28 protein-coding genes and 1 tRNA gene are annotated in these 24,718 nt (G+C 69.9%); 12 read left to right on the forward strand and 17 right to left on the reverse strand.

The annotated features are described in order from the left end of the window. Positions 1-5 precede the first annotated feature (5 nt). The 6 genes from CQ047_RS14875 to CQ047_RS14900 form a co-directional block, all read right to left on the reverse strand. On the reverse strand, positions 6-800 hold the full coding sequence (locus CQ047_RS14875) for an ABC transporter ATP-binding protein (RefSeq protein WP_105676527.1): 795 nt from the start codon (positions 798-800) through the stop codon (positions 6-8). Continuing rightward, positions 797-1,588, reverse strand: coding sequence for an ABC transporter ATP-binding protein (locus CQ047_RS14880; RefSeq protein WP_105676528.1), 792 nt, complete (start codon positions 1,586-1,588; stop codon positions 797-799). The genes CQ047_RS14875 and CQ047_RS14880 overlap by 4 nt, the downstream gene beginning before the upstream one ends. Continuing rightward, positions 1,585-2,454 carry an ABC transporter permease gene (locus CQ047_RS14885; RefSeq protein WP_105676530.1) on the reverse strand — a complete coding sequence of 290 codons (870 nt, stop codon included), beginning with the start codon at positions 2,452-2,454 and terminating at the stop codon, positions 1,585-1,587. Before CQ047_RS14885 ends, CQ047_RS14880 begins: the two co-directional genes overlap by 4 nt. Beyond that, on the reverse strand, positions 2,451-3,401 hold the full coding sequence (locus tag CQ047_RS14890; RefSeq protein ID WP_105676531.1) for an ABC transporter permease: 951 nt from the start codon (positions 3,399-3,401) through the stop codon (positions 2,451-2,453). Before CQ047_RS14890 ends, CQ047_RS14885 begins: the two co-directional genes overlap by 4 nt. Before the next feature lie 16 nt (positions 3,402-3,417). Beyond that, positions 3,418-4,938, reverse strand: coding sequence for an ABC transporter substrate-binding protein (locus CQ047_RS14895; protein ID WP_105676532.1), 1,521 nt, complete (start codon positions 4,936-4,938; stop codon positions 3,418-3,420). Between the two features lie 92 nt (positions 4,939-5,030). Next, positions 5,031-5,942: an alpha/beta fold hydrolase gene (locus tag CQ047_RS14900; protein ID WP_105676534.1), complete on the reverse strand. Its 912-nt coding sequence runs from the start codon at positions 5,940-5,942 to the stop codon at positions 5,031-5,033. A gap of 170 nt (positions 5,943-6,112) precedes the next feature. Here CQ047_RS14900 and CQ047_RS14905 point away from each other — a divergent pair, with 170 nt between their 5' ends. Genes CQ047_RS14905 through CQ047_RS14915 form a run of 3 tightly spaced genes read left to right on the forward strand, consistent with a single transcriptional unit; the run spans position 6,113 to position 7,810 of the window. Then, positions 6,113-6,589, forward strand: coding sequence for a carboxymuconolactone decarboxylase family protein (locus tag CQ047_RS14905; RefSeq protein WP_105676535.1), 477 nt, complete (start codon positions 6,113-6,115; stop codon positions 6,587-6,589). Further along, complete coding sequence (locus CQ047_RS14910; protein ID WP_105676537.1) at positions 6,586-7,305, forward strand: tyrosine-protein phosphatase; 720 nt, start codon at positions 6,586-6,588, stop codon at positions 7,303-7,305. Before CQ047_RS14905 ends, CQ047_RS14910 begins: the two co-directional genes overlap by 4 nt. Before the next feature lie 34 nt (positions 7,306-7,339). After that, the gene (locus CQ047_RS14915; RefSeq protein WP_105676538.1) at positions 7,340-7,810 is read left to right on the forward strand and encodes an SIP domain-containing protein; all 471 of its coding nucleotides are present in this window, start codon (positions 7,340-7,342) and stop codon (positions 7,808-7,810) included. 63 nt (positions 7,811-7,873) lie between these two features. On the opposite strand, the gene CQ047_RS14920 is transcribed toward CQ047_RS14915, so the two are convergent. From CQ047_RS14920 to CQ047_RS14935, 4 genes are all read right to left on the reverse strand, one after another. After that, on the reverse strand, positions 7,874-8,353 hold the full coding sequence (locus tag CQ047_RS14920; protein WP_223586661.1) for a Fe-S oxidoreductase: 480 nt from the start codon (positions 8,351-8,353) through the stop codon (positions 7,874-7,876). Next, entirely contained in the window at positions 8,350-9,153 is an 804-nt protein-coding gene (locus tag CQ047_RS14925; protein ID WP_105676540.1) for an arginase family protein, read from the reverse strand. Before CQ047_RS14925 ends, CQ047_RS14920 begins: the two co-directional genes overlap by 4 nt. A 67-nt stretch (positions 9,154-9,220) precedes the next feature. Beyond that, positions 9,221-9,964: a PspA/IM30 family protein gene (locus CQ047_RS14930; protein ID WP_105676542.1), complete on the reverse strand. Its 744-nt coding sequence runs from the start codon at positions 9,962-9,964 to the stop codon at positions 9,221-9,223. 56 nt (positions 9,965-10,020) lie between these two features. After that, a complete protein-coding gene (locus CQ047_RS14935; protein ID WP_105676543.1) occupies positions 10,021-12,051 on the reverse strand; it encodes a TPM domain-containing protein in 2,031 nt (676 codons plus the stop codon). A gap of 122 nt (positions 12,052-12,173) precedes the next feature. Between CQ047_RS14935 and CQ047_RS14940 the strand changes: the two genes are divergently transcribed. From CQ047_RS14940 to CQ047_RS14960, 5 genes are read left to right on the forward strand one after another with little or no spacing between them, the layout of a single operon-like run. After that, on the forward strand, positions 12,174-13,016 hold the full coding sequence (locus tag CQ047_RS14940; protein WP_105676544.1) for a DUF3097 domain-containing protein: 843 nt from the start codon (positions 12,174-12,176) through the stop codon (positions 13,014-13,016). A gap of 49 nt (positions 13,017-13,065) precedes the next feature. Further along, positions 13,066-13,791 carry a tRNA (guanosine(46)-N7)-methyltransferase TrmB gene (trmB, locus tag CQ047_RS14945; RefSeq protein WP_105676546.1) on the forward strand — a complete coding sequence of 242 codons (726 nt, stop codon included), beginning with the start codon at positions 13,066-13,068 and terminating at the stop codon, positions 13,789-13,791. Next, a complete protein-coding gene (locus CQ047_RS14950; protein WP_105676547.1) occupies positions 13,788-14,678 on the forward strand; it encodes a CPBP family intramembrane glutamic endopeptidase in 891 nt (296 codons plus the stop codon). The genes trmB and CQ047_RS14950 overlap by 4 nt, the downstream gene beginning before the upstream one ends. A 37-nt stretch (positions 14,679-14,715) precedes the next feature. After that, complete coding sequence (locus tag CQ047_RS14955) at positions 14,716-15,108, forward strand: DUF1304 domain-containing protein (RefSeq protein WP_105676549.1); 393 nt, start codon at positions 14,716-14,718, stop codon at positions 15,106-15,108. A 54-nt stretch (positions 15,109-15,162) separates the two neighbouring features. Then, positions 15,163-16,239 (forward strand): DNA polymerase IV, encoded by a 1,077-nt coding sequence (locus CQ047_RS14960; RefSeq protein WP_181155961.1) that lies wholly within the window; start codon positions 15,163-15,165, stop codon positions 16,237-16,239. Positions 16,240-16,266: 27 nt separating this feature from the next. On the opposite strand, the gene CQ047_RS14965 is transcribed toward CQ047_RS14960, so the two are convergent. From CQ047_RS14965 to CQ047_RS14980, 4 genes are all read right to left on the reverse strand, one after another. Beyond that, entirely contained in the window at positions 16,267-16,671 is a 405-nt protein-coding gene (locus tag CQ047_RS14965; protein WP_105676550.1) for a RidA family protein, read from the reverse strand. A gap of 89 nt (positions 16,672-16,760) precedes the next feature. Next, a complete protein-coding gene (locus tag CQ047_RS14970; protein WP_105676552.1) occupies positions 16,761-17,738 on the reverse strand; it encodes a zinc-binding dehydrogenase in 978 nt (325 codons plus the stop codon). 21 nt (positions 17,739-17,759) lie between these two features. After that, positions 17,760-18,182: an organic hydroperoxide resistance protein gene (locus CQ047_RS14975; RefSeq protein WP_105676554.1), complete on the reverse strand. Its 423-nt coding sequence runs from the start codon at positions 18,180-18,182 to the stop codon at positions 17,760-17,762. A 22-nt stretch (positions 18,183-18,204) separates the two neighbouring features. After that, complete coding sequence (locus CQ047_RS14980) at positions 18,205-18,639, reverse strand: MarR family winged helix-turn-helix transcriptional regulator (RefSeq protein ID WP_181155962.1); 435 nt, start codon at positions 18,637-18,639, stop codon at positions 18,205-18,207. Between the two features lie 82 nt (positions 18,640-18,721). On the opposite strand from CQ047_RS14980, the gene CQ047_RS14985 reads away from it, so the two are divergent. Together CQ047_RS14985 and CQ047_RS14990 are read left to right on the forward strand one after the other, a co-directional pair. Further along, positions 18,722-19,093 carry a hypothetical protein gene (locus CQ047_RS14985; protein ID WP_105676556.1) on the forward strand — a complete coding sequence of 124 codons (372 nt, stop codon included), beginning with the start codon at positions 18,722-18,724 and terminating at the stop codon, positions 19,091-19,093. A 143-nt stretch (positions 19,094-19,236) separates the two neighbouring features. Further along, positions 19,237-20,064: a CPBP family intramembrane glutamic endopeptidase gene (locus tag CQ047_RS14990; RefSeq protein ID WP_105676557.1), complete on the forward strand. Its 828-nt coding sequence runs from the start codon at positions 19,237-19,239 to the stop codon at positions 20,062-20,064. Positions 20,065-20,156: 92 nt separating this feature from the next. Here CQ047_RS14990 and CQ047_RS14995 read toward each other — a convergent pair. Beyond that, positions 20,157-20,229: transfer RNA gene (locus CQ047_RS14995), tRNA-Arg, on the reverse strand. Between the two features lie 16 nt (positions 20,230-20,245). Next, positions 20,246-21,052, reverse strand: coding sequence for an SGNH/GDSL hydrolase family protein (locus tag CQ047_RS15000; protein WP_105676567.1), 807 nt, complete (start codon positions 21,050-21,052; stop codon positions 20,246-20,248). A gap of 71 nt (positions 21,053-21,123) precedes the next feature. Here CQ047_RS15000 and argS point away from each other — a divergent pair, with 71 nt between their 5' ends. Beyond that, complete coding sequence (argS, locus tag CQ047_RS15005; RefSeq protein ID WP_105676559.1) at positions 21,124-22,788, forward strand: arginine--tRNA ligase; 1,665 nt, start codon at positions 21,124-21,126, stop codon at positions 22,786-22,788. A 26-nt stretch (positions 22,789-22,814) separates the two neighbouring features. Next, entirely contained in the window at positions 22,815-23,663 is an 849-nt protein-coding gene (locus CQ047_RS15010) for a DUF2993 domain-containing protein (RefSeq protein WP_105676560.1), read from the forward strand. Between the two features lie 24 nt (positions 23,664-23,687). Here the strand turns inward: CQ047_RS15010 and CQ047_RS15015 are convergent, their stop codons facing one another. After that, a complete protein-coding gene (locus CQ047_RS15015) occupies positions 23,688-24,683 on the reverse strand; it encodes a YihY/virulence factor BrkB family protein (RefSeq protein WP_258132700.1) in 996 nt (331 codons plus the stop codon). Positions 24,684-24,718: the final 35 nt, after the last annotated feature.

Here is a 24,718-nt window from a genome sequence, read left to right on the forward strand (position 1 = left end):
GCGGGTCAGCGGTCGGGGTGCGGGATCACCGGTATGGCCGCCAGCAGGGTCCTGGTGTAGTCCTGCGTCGGCGACAGCAGCACCTCCGCCGTGGTGCCGCGCTCGACGACGGCTCCGTCCTTCATGACGACGACCGTGTCGCACAGGTTCTGCACGACCCCGATGTCGTGCGAGACCGTGATGAGCGTCAGCGACGTCGTGCGCCGGAGCTCGACGAGGAGCTCGAGGATCTGCGCGCGCACGGTCACGTCCAGCGCCGACAGCGGCTCGTCTCCCACGAGGATGCGCGGGCGGTGGACGATCGCGCGTGCCAGGGCGATGCGCTGACGCTGGCCTCCGGAGAATTCGTGCGGGTACCGGTCGGCCATGTCGGGCTCGAGCCCCACCTGCTCCAGCACCTCGCGAACCCTCGCGCGGCGGTCGCCCTCGATGCCGAGAGCCCACAGCGGCTCGCCGATGATGCGCCCTGCGGTCATCCGCGGGTCGAGGGAGGCGTAGGGGTCCTGGAAGACGAGCCCGGTCTGTCGCCGCAGCCAGTGCAGCGAGGTGGCGGACGCCGTGGCATCCACGGTGCGTCCGTCGACGGCGACCGTGCCCGACGTGGCGCGGTCGAGGCCGAGCAGCAGGCGGATCAGGGTGGACTTGCCGGACCCGGACTCCCCGATGATGCCGACGGAGGAGCCTTCGACGACGTCGAGGTCGGTGGGCTGGAGCGCCGTCTGGGTGCGCGTGCGCTCGAACGCGGACCTCTTCGGCACCACGAAGTCGCGGCGGAGCGCGCGTGCTTCGATGAGGCTCACGATGCTGCTCCATCCGGTCGCCAGAGCGTCGCGGTCGCATCGCGCAGCAGCCCCTGCGTGATCGGCGAGCGCGGTGCGCTGAGCAGGGTCGCCACCGGGGCGGACTCCACCACGCGGCCGTGCTCGAGCACCACGCCGTCGACGGCGACCTGTGCGAGGACGGCGAGGTCGTGCGTGATGAAGACCAGCGACATGCCCTGCTCCTCGACGAGGTCGAGGAGCAGGGAGAGGATCTCGGCCTGGATGGTGACGTCCAGGGCGGTGGTGGGCTCGTCGGCGATCAGCAGACGCGGTCGGCAGGCGAGGGCCATCGCGATCGCGACGCGCTGGCGCTGCCCTCCGGAGAGCTGGTGCGGATAGCGGTCGACGATCGTCTCCGGATCGGGCAGCCGCACGCGGGCCGCCTCGGCGATCGCACGCTCCCTGGCCTCGCGACGTCCGATGCGCTCGTGAATGCGGATCGACTCGGCGATCTGCCGTCCGACGGTGCGGATGGGGTTGAGAGCGGTGCGGGGCTCCTGGAAGACGATGCCGATCTCATCCCCGCGGAGCCGTGCGAGGTCCCTGTCGGGCATCCCGATCAGCTCGACGCCGTTCCAGCGGATGCTGCCCGATGCCGTCGCCCCGTCGGGGAGCAGACCGAGGATCGCCAGGGCGGTGAGCGACTTGCCCGAGCCGGATTCGCCGATCAGCCCCAGCCGTGATCCGTCGGGGACCTCGAAGGACACGCCGTCGACGACGCGGCGACCATCGATCTCGACGACGAGGCCGTCGACGCTCAGGCTCATGCGACCACCGCCGGGGTGTGGACCTCGGCCGCGCGGTGACGCAGCGTCGGATCGGTGGCCTCGCGGAGCCCGTCGCCCAGGAGGTTCAGCGCCAGCACGGTGATGGTGATCGCGAGACCCGGCCAGATGACCGAGAGCGGATGCACGCCGATGTAGCGCTGCAGGTCGGACAGCAGGATGCCCCAGCTCGGCTCGACGACGGAGGCGCCGAAGCCGAGATACGACAGCCCCGCCTCGGCGAGCACGGCGACGGCCATCGACCACGACAGCTGCACGATGAACACGGGAGCGACGTTCGGCAGCAGGTGCCGCACGAGGTTCTGCCTCGTCGTGAGCCCGGATGCTCTGGCCGCGAGCACGAAGTCGCTCTGCTGCACACGGCGCAGCTCCGGGCGGGTGACGCGGGCGATGTTGACTCCGAAGCCGATGCCCACCGACCAGATCACGACCCACAGCGAGCCGCCCCACACCGACGAGATCATCATCGCGATCAGCAGCACGGGGAAGGCGATGAGGATGTCGACGAACACGGCGACGGTCTCGCGGAGCCAGCGCGCGGTGAGCGCGCCGAGGGCCGCGAGGGCGACGCCCACGAACGTCGCCACGAGTCCGGCGCCGACGCTCACGAACACCGTCGTGCGCGCGCCGGCCATGATCAGGCTCAGGATATCCCGCCCCGTGTCGTCCGTGCCGAGCAGGTGCGGCCAACCCGGTGGCATCCATCGGTCTCTGATCTCCGAGGCCTGGGGGTCGAAAGGCGTCCAGAACAGCGAGACGAGCGCGAGGAGCACGACGACCGCCACGACGACGAGCCCGAAGCGTCCCGTGGAGGTACTCCAGAGTCTGCGGAGCCACTGCGGGGTCATGCGGCCTCCCGCTGCCGAGGATCGATCGCGCGGTGGGCGAGGTCGACGAGGAAGCCGACGACCAGCACGAAGCCGGTGAGCACGAGCAGCTCGCTCTGCACCTTCACCAGATCCCGAGTGCCGACGTCGGCGACGAGCATCCGCCCGATCCCGGGGAGGGTGAACAGCTGCTCGATGACGACGGAGCCCACGATGATGCCGGCGACCTGCAGGCCGAGGACCGTGATGATGGAGAGGCCGACAGCGGGGATGCCGTGCTGGATCAGGGCGCGCGTGCGGGTGAGGCCCTTGGCTGCCGCGGTGCGGACGAAATCCTGCCCCGCGGCCTGGAGGGTGGCGCTGCGGACGAACCTCATGAGCATGGCGCCCTCGACGATGCCGATCGTGAGCGCGGGGAGGAGCAGCGACTCGATCGCCTTGCCCGGGGTCGACCAGCCGGTGCGGGGGAAGCCCTGAGGGGGCAGCCACCCCAGCCACACCGAGAACACGACGATGAGCATCATGCCCGCCCAGACCACGGGGACCGCGGCCAGCGCCTGCGCCCCGACGCTCAGGGCGGTGCCGCCGCGACGGCCGCGCTGCAGCGCGGAGAGCACGCCGAACGGCAGGGCGATCAGGACGGCGATGGACAGGGCCATGAGGCCGAGGGGGACCGTGACCTGTGCCTTGAGTGCCAGCTCCTCGCCCACGGAGGCGCCGGAGAGCAGCGACGTGCCGAGATCGCCGCGGAGGATGCCGCCGATCCACTCGACGTACTGGGCCGGCAGCGGGCGGTTGAGACCCAGAGACTCACGCAGGGCCTCGACCTCGGCGGGCGACGCCTGGGTGCCGGCGATGAGCTGGGCGACGTCGCCGGGGAAGACCCGCAGGGTCAGGAAGATGAGCACGCTCGACACGAGGAGCCCTGCGATGAGCAGGGCTCCTCGGACGAGCGCATAGCGGATCACGGAGCGGAGGCCGCCGTCACTTCTCGGTCGCGACGGTCACGCCGCTGAGGTCGATGCGCGAGTTGATCGAGTCCTTCGGGAAGCCCGAGACCTGCGGGCTCACGGCGGTGATGGTGGCGCCGTTGTAGAGCCAGTCGGCGGCGTGGTCCTCGGACACGATGCGAGCGGCCTGCTCGAGGAGCTTCGCGGACTTGTCGGCGTCGACCTCCTTCAGCGCCTGGGCGTAGAGCTCCTGCACCTTGGCGTTGTCGTAGCCGAAGTAGTAGTCGGGGTTCGCGAAGTTGCCGAAGTCGCGCGGCTCGACGTGCAGCACGAAGCTGAGGTCGTAGTCGTGGTTCGTGTAGACGTCCTCGAGCCAGGCGGGGAACTCGACGGAGTTCACGTCGAGGGTGACGCCGACCTTGGCGAAGTCGGAGATCAGCACCTTCGGCACGGTCGTTCCGTAGAAGTTCGGGATCGTCAGGGTGAGCTCGAGCTTCTCCTGGCCTGCCTCCTTGAGCAGGGCCTTCGCCTTCTCGGGGTCGTAGGAGATGACGTCGGAGAGGTCCTCGTAACCGGGATCGAGCTCCGGGATCGGTCCGTACAGGGTGGAGCCGGCGCCCACGGCCTCGACGAGCGCCTCGTGGTCGATGGCGAGGCGGAGGGCCTCACGCACCCGCACGTCGTCGAGCGGCGCCTTCTTGTTGTTGAAGGCGAGGGTCGCCTTGTCGGTGGTGCGACCGGTGGTGAGAGTGAAGTCGGTGCCCTCGAACTGGGAGACCAGGTTGGGATCGACCGCCGTCAGCACCTGCACGCCGCCGTCGAGAGCGGTGTTCACACCGGCGGTGAAGTCGGGGATGTAGAGGAACTCGACGGTCTTGACGCCGGCGGCTTCGCCCCAGTACGCGTCGTAGCGTCCGAAGGTGATCGAGCTGCCCTTGCTCCAGCGGGTCAGGGTGAACGGACCCGTGCCGTTCTCGGCGGTCTTGAGGTCGGTCGCATCGCCAGCCTGGAACACGAGCCCCGCGGGGCCGGTGAGCGCGAAGAGGAAGTTCTGGTTCGGCTCGGTGAGCACGATCTGCACGGTGGCGGCGTCGGGCGCCGAGATCGAGGCGACCGAGGCGAAGTCGGAGTTGCCCTGCAGGGTGGCATCCGTACGCACGGCCTCGTAGGAGGCGACGACGTCGGCGGAGGTGAGCGCCGCGCCGTTGTGGAACGTGATGCCGTCGTTCAGCGTGAACGTGTAGGTCAGGCCGTCAGCCGAGACCGTGTGCTTCGACGCCAGCCGGTCGACGATCTCGTTGTCCTGCGTGCGGCTGACCAGTCCCTCGTAGATGTTGTCGATGAGGACCTGCTCGAGGGCGGCGCCGCTGGTGTGGCGGATGTCGAGGTTGGTCGGCTCGAGGACGAGCCCGACCTGCAGGGTGGCGTCGGGGTCGGGCTTGCCGGTGGCCGTGGCGGTGGGCTCAGGGGAGCTGGTGCCGGTGCAGGCGCTGAGGATCACGGCGGTGGCCGCGATCGCGGAGATCAACGCGAGTCGTCGGGTGCGACGGAACATGGATTTTCCTCTCGGTGCGGCAGATGCTGTGTGCCGGTGGATCGAGCCTAGGGATCAGTCGGGTGGGTCAGGGTCGTCTGTGGAACGGAACGTCACAAAGCGCGGGTGAGGAACTCGGCGAGCTCCTTCGGCGCCGTCTCCTGGACGTTGTGGGTCGCGTCGATCGCGATCGCACGCGCGCCGGGCACGCGACGCTCCCACTCGTCGGCATCCGCTTCGCTGACGAAGCCCCGCGTCGCTCGGACGAGGGTGATCGGGGCGGTGACGGCGGCGAGGTCGTCCCAGCCGGTCTCGTGCAGGACGGACGGGGATGCCGCGGACCCGGGGTCGTGCGCGGCCAGGGCCTGGGCGGCGAGGTGCGCGAAGTGGTGCTTCCACTCGACGCGGCCGTCGGGGCGCACCCGTGTGTTCAGGAAGACGCCGCGCTCGGTCTCGGGACGCGTGCCGCCGAACCCGAGGGAGATGGCCTTGTCGACGAGCTCGTCCCGCGTGGCGAAGTGGGTCGGGCCGGCGTAGAACTCGCGCAGAGCCGCGGGGCCGGCGGTGACGTCGATTCCCGGTGTGATGTCCACGACGATCACCGCGGCGACGAGCTCGGGATGCGCGGCGGCGAGTGCTGCGGCGGTGAGGCCGCCGAGGGACTGGCCGACGACGAGCTGAGGGGTGTCTGTCCATGCCTGGAGCGCCGCAGCGACGTCGGCGGCGAGCGGCCGTGGCGTGTAGTCGAGGTCGTCGCGCCAGGACGAGTCGCCGTGGCCGGCGAGATCGATGGCGAGGAGAGGCTGCTGGACGGCGAGAGCCGTGGTGTCCCAGGTATGGGCGTTGAGGCCTGCGCCGTGCAGGAGCGTCACCCGGGGGGACTCCGTGCCGAAGCGGAGGGCGCTGAGCGTGCGTCCGTCGGGAAGGGAGAGGGTGAGTCGCTCGACACGGGGGAGGGGAACCCCGAGCGCTTCGGCCTGTGCGGGAAGATAGCTGAACTCGCTGATGTCGATCGCCACCTGCATATTCTGCTCCCGCTTCGGGGCTGCACGGAAACTCGGGAGCATATCGACAAGCAGAAGATGACCTTGTGTTGCATTTTCGGTCTTCATGTTGCGCTTTGATCGAGCAGTCTGCATCCGGCGACGGAATCGCCGGATGCCGCAGTCGCTCTCGCAGCGAATAGCATGGAGTCATGAGCGAGACGCGAGTGCACCTGTCCAAGACCGAGCCGACCGCGTACCGGGCGCTGGACGAGTTCTCCCGGACCGTCGGCGACATCTGCGCCGCGAACGGCATCGACGAGCGGCTCAAGGAGCTGGTGATGATCCACTGCTCCCAGCTCAACGGCTGCGGGTACTGCACGCGCATCCACGTCGACCGCGCGCTCAAGGCCGGGATCGACACCGACACGCTCATGCAGATCGCGACGTGGCGCGAGAGCGGCGTGTTCAGCGATCGGGAGCAGGCGGCGCTCGAGCTCGCGGAGGCGTTCACCTTCATCTCCGAGGAGGGCATCTCCGACGAGGTCTACGACCGCGTCGGAGGGGTCTTCACCGAGAAGGAGTACGCGGCCCTCAGCTGGGCCTGCGTCTCGATCAACGCCTTCAACCGCATCGTGATCGCCGGACGCTACCCGGTCCCGCCTCGCACGCCCCAGGCTCAGGCATGACGGTCATCGACGTCGAAGGCGTGAACAACGTCCGCGACGTGGGCGGGATGCCCGCGGCCGGAGGGAGGATCCGTTCCGGGGTGCTGCTGCGCTCAGGACAGCTGTCGACGGCGACCCCGCGCGGCGCAGTCGCGCTGAGCGAGCTGGTGGGTCACATCGTGGATCTGCGCGACGGCGAGGAGGTCGCCGCGGAGCCGACCGAGATCGCGGGACCCGACACCACGCACCTTCCGCTCTTCCTCGGCTCGGTGCGCTCGTTCTTCGAGGCGGACACGAGCCTCGACGACCTGTACCTCCACCTGCTCGAGGAGAGCGGCGAACGGCTGGTCGCGGCCGTCCGCATCATCGCCGTGGGGCACCCCACGCTCGTGTACTGCACCGTCGGCAAGGACCGCACCGGGGTGACCGTCGCCCTCGCGCTCGCCGCGGTCGACGCCGACCGCGAGGCGATCATCGCCGACTACGCGCTCACGGAGTCGCAGCTGCCGCCAGAGCGCTCGCAGCGGATCGCCGCGTATCTGCGCTCGCAGCACCCGGAGGCCGTGCACGCGGTCGCCCTCGCGACGCAGTCGCCCGCCCCTGTCATGCGCCGCCTGCTCGAGCGCGTCGACGAGCGGTGGGGGTCTGCGGCCGACTACCTGCGCGCGAACGGGTTGACGGATGCCGAACTCGACGCGCTGCGGGCTGCGCTGGTCGAACCTGCCGACCAAGGTTAGGCAAGCCTTCACTGGGTGATACGATGGAGGCACGATGAACACCTCCCTCGACACTCGCAGCACGCGCGCAGAGCGCCGCGCGGCTCGTCGGCGTTCCCACCACCTCGTGACGGCGGATGAGAACTCGCTCGCCGAGCTGGAGGTCTTCCTCACCACGCTGCCCCTGTGCGCATCGGGGCGGATCTTCATCGAGGTTCCTCAGGCCTCCGACATCGGCGTGATCGAGGCTCCCGGTCGGATGACCGTGACGTGGCTCGCCCGCGGCGACCGCAGCGGCGCACCCGGCACCGGTCGTGCATGCGCACCGGGGCAGGCGCTCGCGCGCGCCACCTGCGCCTGGGCCGACGAGATGCTCATCGACGACGAGTTCGAGACGCACGTCACCCTGCTCGGCGGATTCCTCGGCACAGCCGACATCATCGAGCACCTGACCTCGACGCTCGACGTCGAGCCGACGCAGATCCACGCGCCGGAGCGCTTCGGTCTGCTCCCGATCGAGCGCTGATCCCCGACTGCTGACCAGGGCTGCACAGCGGCCTCGCCCGTTCGCGCGTCCGGGAGGCAGAGCCTACGCGGGGGAGTGATCTGCGCTGCGCGCTGCGGTGCGCCGAGCAGGACTGCGACGCACGTAGTTGCCGTCCTCGAGACCGGCTTCGATCTCGAAGCGGTTGCGCAGCGGGTCCCGGCCTGCGAACAGGTAGAGCACGGGCATCAGGAAGCCGTACCGCAGCCATTGCGCCTTGTGCACGGCTTCGTGACGCAGCACGGCGTCGCTCGGGTCGTCATCGCCCGTGAGGAAGCAGCCGCCGACGCACACCCCGCCGCGATTGAACGTCCAGCTCGGCATCCCGCGGAACACCCAGAGCCCTGCGCGGCGTTCGACCGGCCCCGTGCTCCACAGGGATCCCCAGAGCCAGCCGACGGACGTCCCCCACCAGTAGCCGATGCGGCTGACCGGGGAGCGGAGCAGGAACGACGGGATGCGTCGATCGAATCGCCGCCCGCGCACCAGCGCCGCCTCGGCGGCGGGTCGCCAGTCGTCGATCACGCGACCGCGCCGACGAGCCGCAGCAGCGCGCCGAGGTCGTCGACGGCATCGGCTGGTGTCCGCGGCGCGAAGCCGGAGATGGTGGCGCCGGCGAGCGGCACGCTCTCACGGAGCCTCCGGATCGCCGCGCTCAGCGTGGCCGTGGCCAGGCCGAACGGCGCGGCCTCGGACACGCCGGAGAGCTCAGATGGGTCGAGAACGTCGACGTCGATGTGCACCCAGACCCGTGCGGCTCCGGTCGCCAGGACGGCGTCGGCCAGCGCGTCGGCGGATTCGAGGTCGTCGGCGGACAGGATGTTCAGCCCATCGGTCTCCGCGACCTCGGAGTCGTCGAGGTTGCGCAGGCCCACGGCCACGATGCGCTCGCGCGGGATCCCGGGGGAGAGGGCGAGCTGAGGCTCGCCGTCGCCGATCACGGCGCGCAGCGCCATACCGGAGAAGGCCCCGGACGGCGAGGTCTCGGGGGTGTGCATGTCGGGGTGCGCGTCGCACCACACGACGGCGAGGTCGTCGGTGCCTCCGGGCAGTGCCGCCAGGGCGGCGACGGTCACGCTGCAGTCGCCGCCGATGACGACCGTATCGGAGGTCATCGCATCGCGGACGAGGTCGCGGGTGCGCAGCAAGGCGCTCAGGCGCCGCACACCGGTGCCCAGCGACTCGCCGGCTTCGACCGGGACGTCGAGCACGGTGGTCGCGGCGCGGGGGAGATCACCCGCGATGGCGGTGGCGCCGTCGATGAGGAGCATCGCGCGGGCGGCGGGAGAACCCTGCCACTGCGGGACGACGAGGAAACGCACCATGGGTGCCTCCAGAGAGGAAGGAGCGGATGCTCCGGACCGGGAGGGTCCGGAGCATCCGCGGGGTGTATCAGGAGCCTTCGATGGCCGTGCGGGGGGCGGAGCCGCCCGCCTTCAGCTCGGCGAGGCGCGCCTCGACCTCGGTGAGCTCGCCGAGGTCTTCGAGGCTCTCGAACTGGGCGTCGAGGCTGGATGCCGCGAGCTCGGCCTTGCCCTGCGCAAGAGCCTCCTGGCGACGGACCTTGTCTTCGAACCGGCCCAGCTCGCTGGTGGGGTCGAGCACGTTGATCGAGCCGATCGCGTCCTGCACCTTGGTCTGCGCCTCGGCGACCTTGGCGCGGGCGAGCAGTTCGCTGCGCTTGTTCTTCAGCTCGCCGAGCTTCTCCTTCATGCCGTTGAGGCCGGTCTTGAGCTTGTCGACGATCTCGGTCTGAGCGGCGATCTGCGGCTCGGCCGCAGAGGCCTCGCGCTCCGAGCTGATCTGACGCTGGAGGGCGATCTTGGCGAGGCTGTCGAACTTGTCGGCATCCGCACCGTTTCCGGTCGAGCGCATCTCGTCGGCCTTGCGGCTCGCGGCCAGGGCCTTGTTGCCCCACTCGGTGGCCGACTGGACGTCTTCCTCGTGATCGCGTTCGAGCAGGCGCAGGTTGCCGATGGTCTCGGCGATCGCGGACTCGGCGTCGGCGATGTTGTTGGTGTAATCGCGAACGAGCTGGTCGATCATCTTCTGCGGGTCTTCTGCAGAGTCGAGGAGCGCGTTGATGTTCGCGCGGACGAGCGTCGAGATTCGTCCGAAGATGGACTGCTTGGTCATGCGGTTTTCCTTTCAGAGGGTCCTGATCGAGATCTTCACTTATGCGTCTATGAGTTTCAGAAGCGTCGTCCGCCCGAGCGTCCGGAGCGTCCGCCCCCGCTGGAACGTCCGCCGCCGCCACCGAACCCGGAGCTGCGGAAGCCGCCGCTGCCGCTGGACCGCCAGCTGCTCCGTGAGGAGCCGCCGCCGCCACCGCCGCCTCCGGACAGGAGTCCGCCGATGATGCCGCCGAGGATGTCTCCGCCGAGACCGGAGCCGCCGGAGCGGGAGCCGCCGTAGGGGCTGCCGCCCCAGCTGTCGTCTGCGACGTACGACGAGACATCCGACTGCGCGGAGGAGCTGGCCTGGCGTGCGAGCTCGACGGCGTTCTGCGCGGAGGCGAGGGCCTGCTCCGGACTGCTCGCGCGCAGGCTCAGCGCCTGAGTGAGCTCCGCCTCGGCCTGAGAGAGCCGGGTGCGCGCGGTGCTGCCCACGCTGCCGCGCCTCGTCTCGATGAAGTCCCTGGTCGCGCGGATCTGGGAGTCGGCCTGCGCGAGGGTCTGCTCGAGCATCTGCTGTGCGCGGCGCGCGCGCTCGACGGTCTCCCTGCCCTGCGCGATCGCCGCGTCGATCTGCGTGTTCGCCGCGGTGAGGGCCTCCAGAACCCGCTGAGGGCTGCGCGCGGCACCCGTGAGGTTCGCCTGGGCCTGCTGCAGCTGCTGCTGCGTCGCGGCGGCGGCCTGCGCGATCGTGCCGGAGCCGTCGGGGAGCTGCTGCGCTGTCGCGATGTCGCCCTGCAGCTCGGTGATGAGAGCCTGGGCCTGCGTCTCGATGGATGCGAGCTCGGCGCCGAGCGAGGTGATGGCCTGGACGAGCTGGGTCGCCTGGGCGACGGACTGCTCCGCCGTACGGATCGCGAACGCGGCATCGCCCGTCTTTGCCGCGGCGATGGCCGCGGCGGCAGCCTCGATGGAGTGGTCGGCCAGCGCAGCGCGCTCCTGAGCCTGCGCCGGGTTGTCCGCGACCGTGCTGAGCGCCGACGGATCATAGGCCGCGGCGAGCGAGGCGAGCGCGGGAGCGGCCCCCGCGAGCACCGGCGTCAACGCCGCGCGCTCTGCGCGCACTCTCTCGAGCTCCTGGGGAGCGTTCTGCTCCAGTTTGCGGAGCTCGTCGAACGCATCGGTGTTGGCGTCGAGGACTGCATCGATCTCGGCGCAGAGCTGGATGATGCGGATGTGCCACGCGCGACGATCGAAGACCGTGTCCTCGATCTCGTCGTCGAGCTTCTGCTTGAGGTCGAACGCCTCGGACATCTTCGCCTTCGCGGCGTCGATCACGGCCGTGAATTCGGACGTGGGGCCATCGCCGAACTGCGCGACGGCGAATCCCAGCTCCTCTTTGCTCGAGGTCAGCGCATCGTCGGCCTGGACGAGCGCCGCGCCGGCCTGGGTCTGCACCTGCTCGTCGGTGAGCGTCGAGAACGGGTCGTTCGGGTCGGGCTTCTCGGGCATTCCTCCGCGTTCGCGGATCGCGGCGGCGCGACGCGACCGCCGCACGAGGAAGATCACGAGCCAGATCAGCAGCGCGGCGGCGATGACGGCGAGGACGATGAAGAAGGTGCGCAGGGCGCCGGCGCCGCCGTCGCCCTGGATCTCGTCTGCGGCGAGGACGATCGCGCCCTCCCAGTCGTTCTGGCTCGCGAGCGGCTGGATCTTGTCTTCGACGTCATCGAGCTTGCTGTCGCTGAGCGGGCCGCCGGGGGCGGCGGAGATGTAATAGCTGCGCCCCTCCACGGCGATCGCGAGGAGGTACTGCGCGGTTCCGAGGTTGTTGTTCTCGGCGACGAGGTCCGCCCACTGCGCGTTGTCCGACGGGGAGGTGAAGTCGTCGACGAGCACGACGAAGAGGTCGGCCGACGAGTTCTCGGAGAGGGTCTGCAGCCGCGCCTCGACCGCGCTCTCCTCGTCGGCGCTGAGCACTCCCGCGGCATCGGTGACGTAGCCCTGGTCGAGCGTCAGCGGATCGGTCGCGTACGCGGCTCCAGACGAGATGAGTCCGGCGGTGGCGGCGAGCACCAGCGCACCGAACGTCAGCCAGCGAGTCTTCATGCCTGTCCCTCCGACCGGTGGCCGTGCCCCATGGGTCGAGTCTATGCATACGGGCCGACACGCGACAGCACTCGGGCGCTGATCGCCGTTCGCCCTCAGCGGAGACACATACGCTGGATGGCATGGATGACAGATACGGATCGGATGTGCTCGCCGCGGGATGGCGCGAGCGCGCGGCGAAGCCGGTGCCCGAGGTGCCAGCCGACCTCGATCTGGTCGTCGAGGTCGCCGACGACGGCTACTGCGGCGCGGTGACGAAGGTGCAGGGCGGCACCGTGGAGCTCGAGGACTGGAAGGGGCGCAAGCGTCTGTTCCCGCTCGGCGGCGGCTTCCTGATCGAGGGGCGCCCTGTGCGGCTGACGGTGCCGAAGGCGGTGGAGCAGGGACCCCGGCGCACGGCATCCGGTTCCTTCGTCGTGGTCGACCAGCGCGCCCGCGTGGCCCTGCCCAGCCGCATCCTCGTCGAGGGCAAGCACGATGCCGAGCTCGTCGAGAAGGTGTGGGGCGCCGACCTCCGCGTCGAGGGCGTCGTCGTCGAGTTCCTGCAGGGCGTCGATCTGCTCGACGAGCTGCTCGCCGCCGAGCCGCCGAGCGCGGACCGCCGCTACGGCGTGCTCGTCGATCACCTCGTGCCGGGTTCCAAGGAGTCGAGGATCGCCGACGCCGTCTCCCGCGGCCCGCACGGTCGTCACGTGAAGATCGTGGGGCACCCGTTCGTCGACGTGTGGCAGTGCGTCACCCCGCGGGCGCTCGGCATCGCGAAGTGGCCGGAGATCCCGCGAGGCACGGACTGGAAGACCGGAATCTGCCGGGCGTTCGGATGGCCGTACGAGACGCAGGCGGACACGGGCATCGCGTGGCAGCGGATCCTTTCCAAGGTGCACACCTATCGCGACCTCGAACCGGCTCTGCTCGGCAGGGTCGAAGAGCTCATCGACTTCGTGACGGCCCCCGCGCCGCGGTAGCCCGATAGGAGGAGCGGATGCCGCCGCGCCTCTCTACTACCCTGGAAGGATGCCCGAACCCCGCATCTTCCGCGACGAGCCGGTGTCCTTCGTACGCAGGAGCGGTCGGATGTCCGATGCGCAGGAGCGCGCCTTCGCAGAGCTCGCCCCGCAGTACCTGCTCGACGTCCCTCGCGACATCGCGTGGACCTCCGTCCACCCCGACGCTCGGCTCGATCCGTCGTCCGAGTACGGCCGCGAGGCCGATCTGTACATCGAGATCGGCTCAGGCCAGGGCCACGCGATCGTGGCGGCGGCATCGTCGCGCCCGGAAGACGACTTCCTCGCCGTCGAGGTCTTCCGCGCAGGCCTAGCGCGCACCATGCTCGATGCGGACCGGGAGGGCGCGCGCAACCTGCGGGTCGTCGAGGCCAACGCACCGGAGGTGCTCTCGTCGTATCTCCCCGACGCAGCCGCGGCCGAGGTGTGGATCTTCTTCCCCGACCCCTGGCACAAGAAGAAGCACACGAAGCGTCGGCTGGTGCGCCCCGGGTTCGGAGACGCAGCGGCGCGTGCGCTGCGCGATGGCGGACTGCTGCGGCTCGCCACCGACTGGGAGGATTACGCGCTGCAGATGCGCGAGGTCCTGGATGCCGAGCCGCTCTTCGAGCGGGCGTTCGAAGGGGAGTGGGCCGAGCGTTTCGACGGGCGCGTCATGACCGCCTTCGAGCGCAAGGGCATCGCCAAGGGGCGGGACATCCGTGACCTCGTGTACCGGAGGCGAGACCGCGCATGAGCGCGGAGGGGCGCGGCACGGCGGTATGGCCCGGCATCGCGCCCGCCCTTCTCGTCTGCGCGGCCGCGCCGGCGTTCTTCGTGCTCCAGATCGCGTGGCTCGGCTGGCTGCTCCTCGCGCTCGGCATCGGCACGGCCTGGTTGAGCGAACGCGGGAAGGCCGTCGACGACCAGATCGTCAGCATGGGAGCTCGGCGCGAGACGGCGCGGCAGATCGGCATCCGTCGGCAGCCCTCGCTCACGCGCGACCTTTCCCTGATCGCGATCGGACTGTTGATCGTCAGCGTCATCCCCCTCGCCGCCGAACTCGACAACCTCGCCATGCTGCGCTTCACCCTCGCCCTCGGCGGGGCGGTCGCCGTGCCCTACGTCGTGTCGCGATACCTGTTCCGCGACCGCGCGATCGGGTTCCCCTGGCGCGCGCATCGTCGCTGGGGGCGGTTGCAGTGGGGATGGCTCATCGCCGTCCTGGTGCTCGGATGGCTGATCCTGCCGTTCTACTTCATCGCCAGCGGCGTCTACCAGAACTGGCCCGTGGTGGACTCTCCCGATCTGATCGCCCGACTGTTCGTCGGCGTCGGGGCCGTCGGCATCTGGGACGAGCTGTTCTTCATCTGCACGGTCTTCGCCCTGCTGCGCCGGCACTTCCCCGATGCCGTCGCCAACGTGCTGCAGGCGATCGTGTTCGTGTCCTTCCTCTGGGAGCTCGGGTATCGCGCGTGGGGGCCCGTCCTCACGATCCCGTTCGCCCTGCTTCAGGGGTTCATCTTCGTCCGCACGCACTCGCTCGCCTACGTCGTCACGGTGCATCTGCTGTTCGACGCGGTGGTCTTCGGCGTGCTCGTGCATGCGCACAACCCTGGGCTGCTGCCGATCTTCCTCGTCTGACGACGTCTCCCGGTCCCGCCGGTGGGAGAATCGAGTCATGATCATCGCCGGACTCGTCCTCGCCGCCGCCGCGGCTGCCTTCCACGTCTTCATCTTCGCGCTGGAATCGCTGAAGTGGACGGAGCCGGAGACGAGGAAGATCTTCGGCGTCGCCAGCGAAGCGGATGCCGTCACGATGAAGCAGCTCGCCTTCAATCAGGGCTTCTACAACCTCTTCCTGGCGCTCACGGCGCTGCTCGGGGTGGGCCTGTACATCATGGGCAGCGCGACCGTCGGGCTCACTCTCGTCTTCGCCGGTACGGGCATGATGCTCGCCGCCGCGCTCGTGCTCGTCCTGTCGGACCGGTCGAAGACCCGTGCCGCGCTCATGCAGGGCACGCTGCCGCTGCTGGCCGTCGTCGCCACCGCGATCGGCGTCGCCGTCTCCTGACGTCGTCGCGTCCCCGGGGGTGACACCGCGGCTCGCAGCCGTCACACTCGTGTCATGGCCGACTGGGTGCTGCACGTGGACATGGACCAGTTCATCGCGGCCGTCGAGGTGCTGCGCCGCCCCGAGCTCGCCGGCCTCCCCATCATCGTGGGAGGGCGGGGGGACCCCACGGAGCGCGCCGTCGTGTCGACGGCGTCGTACGAGGCGAGAGCCTTCGGCATCGGTTCGGGGATGCCGCTCAAGATCGCGGCGAGGAAGGCTCCGGATGACGCCGTCTTCCTCCCCGTCGACCATGAGGCCTACGAGGCCGCCTCGCGCGAGGTGATGACCGCACTGCGTTCGCTGCCGGGCGTCGTGCTGGAGGTGATCGGCTGGGACGAGTGCTTCCTCGGGGTCGAGTCCGACGATCCGGAGCAGGTCGCACGCGATGCGCAGACGGCGGTGCGGGAGGCCACAGGGCTGCACTGCTCGGTGGGCATCGGCGACAACAAGGTGAGAGCCAAGATCGCGACGGAGTTCGGCAAGCCTCGCGGCATGTTCCGCCTCACCGCCGCGAACTGGTTCGAGGTGATGGGGGAGAAGCCCACGCGCGACCTCTGGGGCGTCGGACCCAAGGTGCAGAAGCGGCTCGCGACGCACGGGATAGACACCGTGCGCCAGCTCGCGGATGCCGATCAGCAGGAGCTCGTCGCGGAGTTCGGGCCGCGGATGGGGGTCTGGTACCGCGATCTCGGCGCGGGGAGCGGCCCCGCGATCGTCGACGACACTCCCTGGGTGGCGCGCAGCCACAGCCGCGAGACGACCTTTCAGCGGAATCTCACGACCGCGGAGGAGGTCGAGGCGGCGATCCGCGAGCTCGCCACCAGTGCCTTCGACGACTGCGCGGCCGAGGATCGTGCGGTCGTGCGGGTGCACCTGAAGGTGCGGTACGCGCCCTTCGAGACGAAGACGTTCGGACGCAAGCTGGCCGAGCCGACCCTCGACCGCGACCAGGTGGTCGCCGCTGCTCTCGAGCTGGGCGGCACACTCGATCGAGACCGCGAGGTCAGACTGCTCGGGGTCCGCGCGGAGATGACCATGCCCGATGACGCCGACACCGCGGAGCGGACGCCGGTGCGCGGCAGGATCTGACGTCGGGAGGCGAGGCCCGGCGCGCGCTCAGTCGCGGAACACCGCGGCGACGGCGCTGACCTCGATCACCGCACCGGGGACGCCGAGACCCGCGACGAGCGCCGCGGTCACGAGGGGAGGTGCGCCCTCGCGTGCCAGCTTCGACGCCACCGCGCCGTACGCGGCACGCAGATCCGCGTCCTGCTGGATCAGCACCGTCCAGCTGACCACGTCGTCGAGACCCGCCCCGGCGGCCTCGAGCGCGACGCGGGCGTTCTCCACCGCACGGAGCGACTGCTCGCCGGCGTCTGCGGAGACGACGGCGCCGGTCGCGTCGACGCCGTTCTGGCCGCCGACGTAGATCGTCGTCGCGCCGGGTGGGACGACGGCGACGTGGCTGAACGCGGGACTGACGACGAGGCCGTCCGGCTGCAGGAGAGTGATGGTGTCCATGGCCCCAGTGTGGCCCTGGGCGCGGACATTGCGTGAAGCACGAGAAGGGGCGGAGCGCTGTGCGCCCCGCCCCTCGACATCGCAAACGCTCAGAACTTCAGGAGCACCTTGCCGACTCGGCCGGGCGTGTTGCTCGCGCGGACGGCATCCGCGGCGTCGGCCGCGTCGAAGACTCCGGCGACGGGCAGGGTGAGGGTGCCGTCGGAGACGCGCTGGATCAGCTCCCCGAACAGGGCGCCGCGCGTGGCGGCATCCATCGCCTGACTGACCTTGCTTCCCCAGAAGCCCTTGACGGTGGCCTGCTTGAAGATGACGTCGCCCGAGGCGATCTCCATCACGGGCGAGCTCATCGCGCCGAAGGCGACGAGCGTGCCGTTCTCGGCGAGCAGCGAGAGCACGTGTCCCGATGCGGCTCCGCCGACGGAGTCCACGCCGGCGACGATCGGGGCGCCGCCGGTGAGCGCCGTCGCCTGCTCGCGCCAGTCGTCCTGGTCGGTCGCGACGACGTTCTCGATGCCCTGGGCGCGGAGCTCCTCCACGCCTTCGGTGCGGCGCACGAGGCCGAGCACGTTGACGCCGCGCGCAGCCCCGAGCTGCGCCAGCATCCGGCCGACTGCGCCGTTCGCGGCGTTCTGGACGATCCAGTCGCCCTCGCCGACCTCCAGGAACTGCAGCAGGCTGATCGTGCTGAACGGCATGGAGATCAGCTGTGCGGCGCTCTCGTCGGGGATCGCGTCGGACACCGGTACGAGGCCAGCGGCCGTGGTGACGATGTACTCCGCCCAGGCTCCGAAGGTTCCGCCCGTCGCCACGCGCTGGCCGACCGTGAGGTTCTCGACGCCGTCGCCGAGCGCGTCGACGATGCCGAGTGCCTCGGTGCCGGATGCCGCCGGCAGCTCGGGCTTGACGCCGTAGGTGCCGCGGATGGTCCACAGATCGTGGTTGTGGATCGGGGAGAGGAGGATGCGCAGGCGCACCTGCCCCGGACCGGGCTCCGGAAGCGGGCGGTCTTCGACCGCGAGGACCTCTTCGGGCTCGCCGAACGTGTGGTGGATGAGTGCACGCATGTCTGTTTTCTCCTTGTGGGATCAGTCGTCGGAGACGGTGATGTCGACGTCGATGTTGCCGCGGGTGGCGTTCGAGTACGGGCACACCCGGTGCGCGGCATCCGCCAACGCCACGGCCTGCTCGTGGGGAAGGTCGGGGATGACCACCTCGAGCTGCACGGCGAGCCCGAACCCGCCCTCGCCGTTCGAGCCGATCTGCACGCGCGCCCCCACCGAGGAATCGGTGATCGCGACCTTCTGCGCGCGGGCCACGGTCTGCAGTGCGGAGTGGAAGCAGGCCGCGTAGCCGGCGGCGAAAAGCTGTTCGGGGTTCGCACCGTCTCCGCTGCCGCCGAGCTCCTTGGGTACGGCGAGGTCGAAGTCGAGTCGACCCTCTGACGTGGCGACCCGGCCGTTGCGGCCTGCGCCCGTCGCCAGGGCTTCTGCGGTGTAGAGAGCGTCCATCGTGTGGATTCCTTTCGAGTGGTCAGTTCGCGGTGCTCTTCTGGAGCAGCGCGGTGAGTTCCTGAAGCTCGGCGATCAGCCGCCGGCGGCGGTCATCGTCGTGCACGCCGGCGAGATCGGCGATCTGCGCACGGATCGGGGCGACCTCGGCGCGCAGCGCGCGACCGGCTTCGGTCAGCTGCACCGTGACGACGCGCTCGTCGGCCGTGCTGCGCTGCTTCGTCACGAGGCCCGCGTGTTCGAGCCTGCGCACGAGGGGGGAGAGGGTGCCGGAGTCGAGCTGCATCGCGTCGCCGAGGGATCCGACGGTCTGCTCTCCCTCGTTCCAGAGGATCGCCAGCACGAGGTACTGCGGGTAGGTGAGCCCCCACGGAGCGAGCAGGGTGCGGTAGGCCTGTGTGGTGGCGCGCGCCGCCGAGTAGAGCGAGAAGCACACCATCTCTTCGGTGATCGGCATGATGCGAGTCTTGCACACAATTCAATTGTGCACAATTTAATGACGGCTGTCCGTCGACGTCGGAGACCTCTAAGGTGGCCCCATGAGCGCAGTCGCCGTGGATGCCCCCGTCGTATCGACGATGCCGCGATGGTGGCTGCGCCGCCGCTTCGTGCTCCTGATGAGCGTGCTCGTGCTCCCAGCGGCACTGTCTGTGCTGCTGAACAGCTATGGCGCGCTCACGGAGGAGTCCGCGATGCGCATGGCGTTCGCGACCGTGGCCGGGCAGACCGTCGCGATGCTCGGCGCGCTCGCCGCGGTGGCGCTCACGATCGTGCAGCGACGACGAGGGCTTGTCCTCTTCGTCCTGATCGGCTTCGTCGTGATCGTGTGCGCGGTGGCGGCCATGGGGACGGCGGGGGAGCTCCTCCTCTCCCGTCTCGACCTGATCGCGGAGACCGCAGCTCTGAACTGACCGTCCTCAGGGTCGGAGATCGGTGATTCCGGGTTTCCCCCGGGAGTCGTCGGGTTACCCCCGTTCCTGCCGTCGAGAGCCCACGCCTACGGTGCCAGAGGCGACGAAAGTTCGCCCGCTCCCGTCGACGAACAGAGGTCTCCATGAAGGTGTCTCCCACACGCAGCCGACCCGCCGGTCCCCTCGGCGCCGATGTCGCCTGGTTCTTCACGATCGCGATCCTGCTGTGTTTCGCGATCTCCGTGCCGATGGTCTTCCGGCTCGTCCCGACAGACCTCTACAACGTGATCACCCCGATCATGCAGATGACGCCGCTGCTCGCCGCGATCATCATGTGGCTCATCCGGAGGCCGGGGACCTTCCGATCGACCTTCGCGACCGGCTGGCGCGGAGCGTTCGGCTGGGCCGGCATCGGCATCGGCCTCATCGCGGCGATCGCGGCGATCCAGACCGCCATCGCGGTGGCCACGGGGATCTGGACGCTCAACCCTGTGGATCAGATCATCGGGACTGCGGTGTGGATACTCCCGGTGTTCGTGATGCAGTCGGTCTTCGCCATCGGCGAGGAGTTCGGCTGGCGGGGCTGGCTGGCCACACGCGCCGCATCGTGGGGCTTCTGGCCGCTGGCGGTCGTGAGCGGCCTGGTGTGGATCGTCTGGCACCTGCCCGTCCTCGCCGTCATCGGCGACCTCCCGTTCTGGGACATCGTGATCTACTTCGCGGGGATGCTGCCCTGGGCTCCGCTCCTGCTCGCGCTGCGCTGGCGGTCGGGCAGCGTGTGGCCCGCCGTCCTGACGCACGGAGCGATCAACAGCATCCGGGTGTACCTGCTGCAGTCGGTGCCGAACGCGACCGATCACCTGCTCATCGAGGTGATCGGCTGGGTGCTCACGCTCGCCGCGGCCGTCTGGCTCATGCGCAAGGGCGGTGCACCGTTCGTCCGCGACGCCGTTCGGCCGGCGCAGGCCTGAGACGACGAAGGGCCCCGCCTGATCAGGCGGGGCCCTTCCGTGTCTCTGGGTTCACATCGCGACGCTCTCGCTCGCACATTTCAACCCGTGTGTGCCCCCGGAGGGATTCGAACCCCCGACCTACGGTACCGGAAACCGGCGCTCTATCCCCTGAGCTACGGAGGCGTACCGATCGACAATATCACTGCTCGGGGGTGGTCTCCGAACCACCGGCCACCGTCACCGGCGCGCCGCTCAGTTCAGCGAGCGCGGCGGCGAGTCGCTCGGCCAGGTAGCGGTGTCCTGCGGTGGACGGATGCTTGCGTCCGAGGTCGACGTCGATCACGTCGCGGTAGTTCTGCGGAGTGATCCAGCCGTCTGCGACGGGGGAGATGTACCACCAGCCGCGCGCGCCGGCGAGCGCGGCGAGATCCCTGTCGATGCGCGCCGTCGCGGCTCCCACCGGCAGCTCGTGCGGTGCAGGGCCCAGGATGACGATCTGCGCCTCGGGGTACTTCGCCGCCATCGCGTCCCACGCCGCCGTCACCGCCTCGCGATACCCGGCTTCTCCCTGCGCCCTGTCGTTGATCGAGCCCTGGATGATGATCAGGTCCGGTGCGAGAGCGGGGTCGAGCGCGGCGATGCGCTCGCCGAAGGCGGGGCCGTCGATGCCGGGCTTGAGATAGCCGCTCCCGCGGACGCCGTTCACGATCGTCGTCCCGTGCACGAGGTCCGCCAGCAGGTAGGCGTAGCCGAGTGTGGGCTCGCTCGCGGCGGAACCGTACGTCCAGGAGTCGCCGAAGACGAGGACGGTCGGATGCTCGGGCAGCGTCAGCGGTGCAGGGGCGATCGTCACCGCATCGTCGTGTCCGGCGCCCGCCACGGCTGCGCTCGAGGGCCCAGGAGACCACGGCTTCCACACGCCGAGGACCACCGCCGCGAGGACGAGCACGGTTCCGACGGCGAGCCCCGCGAGGAGCAGACGACGACGGTCGAACACCGGATTCATGGCATGACTGTAGATCACGCCGGGTTCCGCGCAAATTCCGACCCGTCGACGCGCCGTAAACTAGGGAGCCTATGAATCCTGAAACGCTCGCCCATGCCCTCATCGCCGTCCTCGCACCGATTGCCGCCGAGCGACGTCCGGGCGAGCCGCTCGGGCTCTCGGCATCCGACATCGTGCTGGATCGCCCTCGCAACCGCGACCACGGCGACTGGGCGTCGAACATCGCCATGCGCCTCGCCAAGCCGTTCGGCACGAACCCGAGGGAGCTCGCCCAGCAGATCGCCGACGGCCTCGCGCAGGTCGAGGGCGTCGCGAGCACCGAGGTCGCCGGACCCGGGTTCATCAACATCCGCCTGGACGCTGCCGCGGCCGGAGCGCTCGCGAAGGTCATCGTCGACGCCGGCGACGCCTACGGGAGCAACGAGTCGCAGCGCGGCGTGAGCGTGAACGTCGAGTTCGTCTCGGCGAACCCGACCGGGCCGCTGCACATCGGGCACACGCGCTGGGCCGCCCTCGGCGACTCGATCGTCCGGCTGCTGCTCGCCAGCGGCGCGAATGCGGTCCGCGAGTACTACATCAACGACGCCGGGGCGCAGATGGAGCGCTTCGCGCTGTCCGTCGTCGCCGCGGCCAACGGGCGCCCGACGCCGGAGGGCGGGTATCCCGGCGAGTACATCACGACGCTCGCGGGGCGCGTGCTGGAGGCTCGTCCCGACCTGCTGGGGCTGCCCGAGGACGAGCAGCTCGTCGTGGCGCGGGACCTGGCCTATGCGTTCCAGCTCGCCGAGATCCAGGCATCCCTCGGCCGCTTCAACGTGCCGTTCGACGTCTGGTTCTCGGAGCGCACGCTGCACGCGAAGGGCGAGGACGGCACCAGCCTCATCGACCAGGCGCTCGACCGTCTGCGCGAGCAGGGGCACGTCTTCGACGAGGACGGCGCGGTCTGGGTGCGCACCACCGACTTCGGCGACGACAAGGACCGCGTGATCCGCCGCTCCAACGGCGAGTACACCTACTTCGCCGCGGATGCCGCGTACTACCTGAACAAGGGCGACCGCGGCTTCGAGAACAAGATCTACCTGCTCGGCGCCGACCACCACGGCTACGTGCACCGGCTGAAGGCCGTCGCCGGGGCCGCGGGTGAGGACCCGGAGAAGAACATCCAGGTGCTGATCGGCCAGCTGGTGTCGATCCGCGGCGCCCGCCTGAGCAAGCGCGCGGGCAACATCATCGAGATGGACGACCTGCAGTCCTGGATCGGCACCGATGCGCTGCGGTACGCTCTCGAGCGCTCGCCCGCCGACTCGCCGCTCGACCTCGACCCCGAGCTGCTGCAGAAGCGCACCAACGACAACCCGGTCTTCTACGTGCAGTACGCCCACGCGCGCACGCACAATGTCGCCCGCAACGCCGCCGACTCCGGTGTCGACCGCTCCGAGTTCGCTCCGGAGACGCTCACCCACGAGTCCGAGAGCGCTCTGCTCGGCGCGCTGCAGGAGTTCCCGCGCATCGTAGGATTCGCGGCAGAGGTGCGCGAGCCGCACCGGGTCGCGCGCTACCTGGAGGAGCTCGCAGGGCTGTATCACCGCTGGTACGACAACTGCCGTGTGATCCCGCAGGGCGACGACCCGATCGAGAGCGTGCACCGCACCCGCTTGTGGCTGAACGACGCCGCAGGGCAGGTGTTCCGCAACGGCCTCGACCTCCTCGGAGTCTCCGCGCCCGAACGGATGTGACCTCCCGGGTACGGCAGGATTGGGGCATGAGCGATGAGAACCCGACCCTGCCGTATCCCGAGGCCGATGCCGAGCATCCCACCCTCGTGATCCCCGGAGGGGCGCAGACGGCGGATGCCGCCGCCCCCGCCAGGCGCAAGCGGTGGCCGTGGGTGCTGCTCATCATCGTGGTGGTGCTCGCGCTCCTCGCCGTCGCGGGGGAGCTCCTCGTCCGGGCGATCCTTCCCGGTGTTGTGCGCTCCATCGTCGTGGAGCAGCTCGACCTCCCCGCCGACCAGCAGCTCGACGTCGACGCCTACGGCATCCTGCTGCCTCAGCTCATCGGGGGCCGTCTCGACAGCCTGCACCTCTCGACGGACTCCGTGACGATCCAGGGGATCACGGGCGCCGCCGACGTCACGGCGAAGGGCGTCCCGCTGCGCGGCGGCGATCTCGCCGGAGCCTCCGGCACGATCACCGTCGACGAGAGCCAGTTCACGACGCTGCTCTCGTCCACCGACCTCCCGGTCGATCAGGTCGCTTTCGACGCACCGGACGCCACGGTCAGCGGCAGCGTGCAGGTTCTCGGACTCGCGCTCCCGGTCTCGGTCACCGTGACCCCCGGCGTCGTCGACGGCGACCTGCAGCTCACGCCGCAGGGGATCAGCGTGGGCGGCATCGTGCTCGACGCCGACCGGGTCCAGGACACGCTCGGCTCCGTCGGCGCCGCCCTCACGAAGACGCAGACGATCTGCATCGCCGATCAGCTCCCGGCGGGCATCACGATCACGGGGCTGAAGATCACGGGCACGCGTGCGGTCATCGACGTCGACGTGAACGGCGCCATCGTCACCGACGACAGCCTGCAGCAGCCGGGAACCTGCCCCCGGGGCTGACCCCGTCGGCGCCGCGGCGGTCCGTCAGGGCTTCGCGGAGGAGGCGGCGTCCTGCGCCGCACGGAGCGCCGCGGTCGCGATGGCGAGGTCGACCTCTGCGCGCTGGACCCGCCGCGCCTCGAAGGTCGTGGCGCCGTAGCGGGACCGCACCCTGTCGCCCTGCTCCTCGTGGAGGGTGACGATGTACGCGCACGCGATCAGGATGACCTGAGCCGACAGGTTGAGCCAGATCAGCAGCGCGAGCAGCGAGGCGAAGGACGCGAGGAGGGGATTGCTCCCGGCTCCGCCGACGAAGAGGCCGGACAGCTCCTGCAGCACGAGGAGACCGACGGCCCCGAGCAGGGATCCCGTCCACAGCGTCCGCCTCGAGACCCGCAGTCCCGACAGCAGTCGGAACACGGCCGCGATGAGTGCGGCGTCCATCGCGAAGACGACGAGCAGCGACACCAGCCTGACGCTCCACTCCGCGACCGCGGAGTCGGCGGGGAGGCCGAGCAGGCCGCTGATCCACGTGATGCCGACGCGGCCGGTGACGGTGAGGAAGGCGGCGAGCACGAAGGCCGCGCCGATGCCCACGGCGAGGAGCAGGTTGCGCAGCATCACCCAGATCCAGAGGATGTCGTCCTGCGCCGTGCCGGCGAGAACGCGGACCGCCGTGCGCAGCGAGCCGATCGCACCGAGGGCGGAACCGGTCAGCGCGACGATGGAGACGGCGCCCGCGATCGAGAACGAGAGGGGGCGGCGCAGCTCGGACGGCTTCACGACGGCGTCCTCGCCGATCAGGCCGGGCACGACCGCCTGCACGGCGTCGATGATCGCCTTCCACGCGACCGGGTTGCCCACGAGCCACAGCGCCGCGATCGAGAAGCCCAGCAGCACTCCGGCGAACACGCTGAAGAGCGCGCGGTAGGTGACGCTGTCTGCCAGCATCGGGCCCCGGCGCTCCACGTAGAGGAGCGCGGCGCGGACCGGGGCGAGGGTGAGCGCCCCGCGCACGACCGCGGCGACGGCGCGGGGGATCGGACCGGGGCGGGCACGAGGTCGTTCGCGTCGTC

This window comes from Microbacterium sp. MYb72 (assembly GCF_002979415.1).
Lineage (GTDB): Bacteria > Actinomycetota > Actinomycetes > Actinomycetales > Microbacteriaceae > Microbacterium > Microbacterium natoriense.

Bases quoted from the DNA above. Each gene is read 5' to 3' on its own strand.
- CQ047_RS14880 (WP_105676528.1), bottom strand. From the start codon at position 1,588: ATGAGCCTGAGCGTCGACGGCCTCGTCGTCGAGATCGATGGTCGCCGC.
- CQ047_RS14885 (WP_105676530.1), bottom strand. From the start codon at position 2,454: ATGACCCCGCAGTGGCTCCGCAGACTCTGGAGTACCTCCACGGGACGC.
- CQ047_RS14895 (WP_105676532.1), bottom strand. From the start codon at position 4,938: ATGTTCCGTCGCACCCGACGACTCGCGTTGATCTCCGCGATCGCGGCC.
- CQ047_RS14900 (WP_105676534.1), bottom strand. From the start codon at position 5,942: ATGCAGGTGGCGATCGACATCAGCGAGTTCAGCTATCTTCCCGCACAG.
- CQ047_RS14905 (WP_105676535.1), top strand. From the start codon at position 6,113: ATGAGCGAGACGCGAGTGCACCTGTCCAAGACCGAGCCGACCGCGTAC.
- CQ047_RS14910 (WP_105676537.1), top strand. From the start codon at position 6,586: ATGACGGTCATCGACGTCGAAGGCGTGAACAACGTCCGCGACGTGGGC.
- CQ047_RS14915 (WP_105676538.1), top strand. From the start codon at position 7,340: ATGAACACCTCCCTCGACACTCGCAGCACGCGCGCAGAGCGCCGCGCG.
- CQ047_RS14925 (WP_105676540.1), bottom strand. From the start codon at position 9,153: ATGGTGCGTTTCCTCGTCGTCCCGCAGTGGCAGGGTTCTCCCGCCGCC.
- CQ047_RS14930 (WP_105676542.1), bottom strand. From the start codon at position 9,964: ATGACCAAGCAGTCCATCTTCGGACGAATCTCGACGCTCGTCCGCGCG.
- CQ047_RS14935 (WP_105676543.1), bottom strand. From the start codon at position 12,051: ATGAAGACTCGCTGGCTGACGTTCGGTGCGCTGGTGCTCGCCGCCACC.
- CQ047_RS14940 (WP_105676544.1), top strand. From the start codon at position 12,174: ATGGATGACAGATACGGATCGGATGTGCTCGCCGCGGGATGGCGCGAG.
- trmB (WP_105676546.1), top strand. From the start codon at position 13,066: ATGCCCGAACCCCGCATCTTCCGCGACGAGCCGGTGTCCTTCGTACGC.
- CQ047_RS14950 (WP_105676547.1), top strand. From the start codon at position 13,788: ATGAGCGCGGAGGGGCGCGGCACGGCGGTATGGCCCGGCATCGCGCCC.
- CQ047_RS14955 (WP_105676549.1), top strand. From the start codon at position 14,716: ATGATCATCGCCGGACTCGTCCTCGCCGCCGCCGCGGCTGCCTTCCAC.
- CQ047_RS14960 (WP_181155961.1), top strand. From the start codon at position 15,163: ATGGCCGACTGGGTGCTGCACGTGGACATGGACCAGTTCATCGCGGCC.
- CQ047_RS14965 (WP_105676550.1), bottom strand. From the start codon at position 16,671: ATGGACACCATCACTCTCCTGCAGCCGGACGGCCTCGTCGTCAGTCCC.
- CQ047_RS14970 (WP_105676552.1), bottom strand. From the start codon at position 17,738: ATGCGTGCACTCATCCACCACACGTTCGGCGAGCCCGAAGAGGTCCTC.
- CQ047_RS14975 (WP_105676554.1), bottom strand. From the start codon at position 18,182: ATGGACGCTCTCTACACCGCAGAAGCCCTGGCGACGGGCGCAGGCCGC.
- CQ047_RS14980 (WP_181155962.1), bottom strand. From the start codon at position 18,639: ATGCCGATCACCGAAGAGATGGTGTGCTTCTCGCTCTACTCGGCGGCG.
- CQ047_RS14985 (WP_105676556.1), top strand. From the start codon at position 18,722: ATGAGCGCAGTCGCCGTGGATGCCCCCGTCGTATCGACGATGCCGCGA.
- CQ047_RS14990 (WP_105676557.1), top strand. From the start codon at position 19,237: ATGAAGGTGTCTCCCACACGCAGCCGACCCGCCGGTCCCCTCGGCGCC.
- CQ047_RS15000 (WP_105676567.1), bottom strand. From the start codon at position 21,052: ATGAATCCGGTGTTCGACCGTCGTCGTCTGCTCCTCGCGGGGCTCGCC.
- argS (WP_105676559.1), top strand. From the start codon at position 21,124: ATGAATCCTGAAACGCTCGCCCATGCCCTCATCGCCGTCCTCGCACCG.
- CQ047_RS15010 (WP_105676560.1), top strand. From the start codon at position 22,815: ATGAGCGATGAGAACCCGACCCTGCCGTATCCCGAGGCCGATGCCGAG.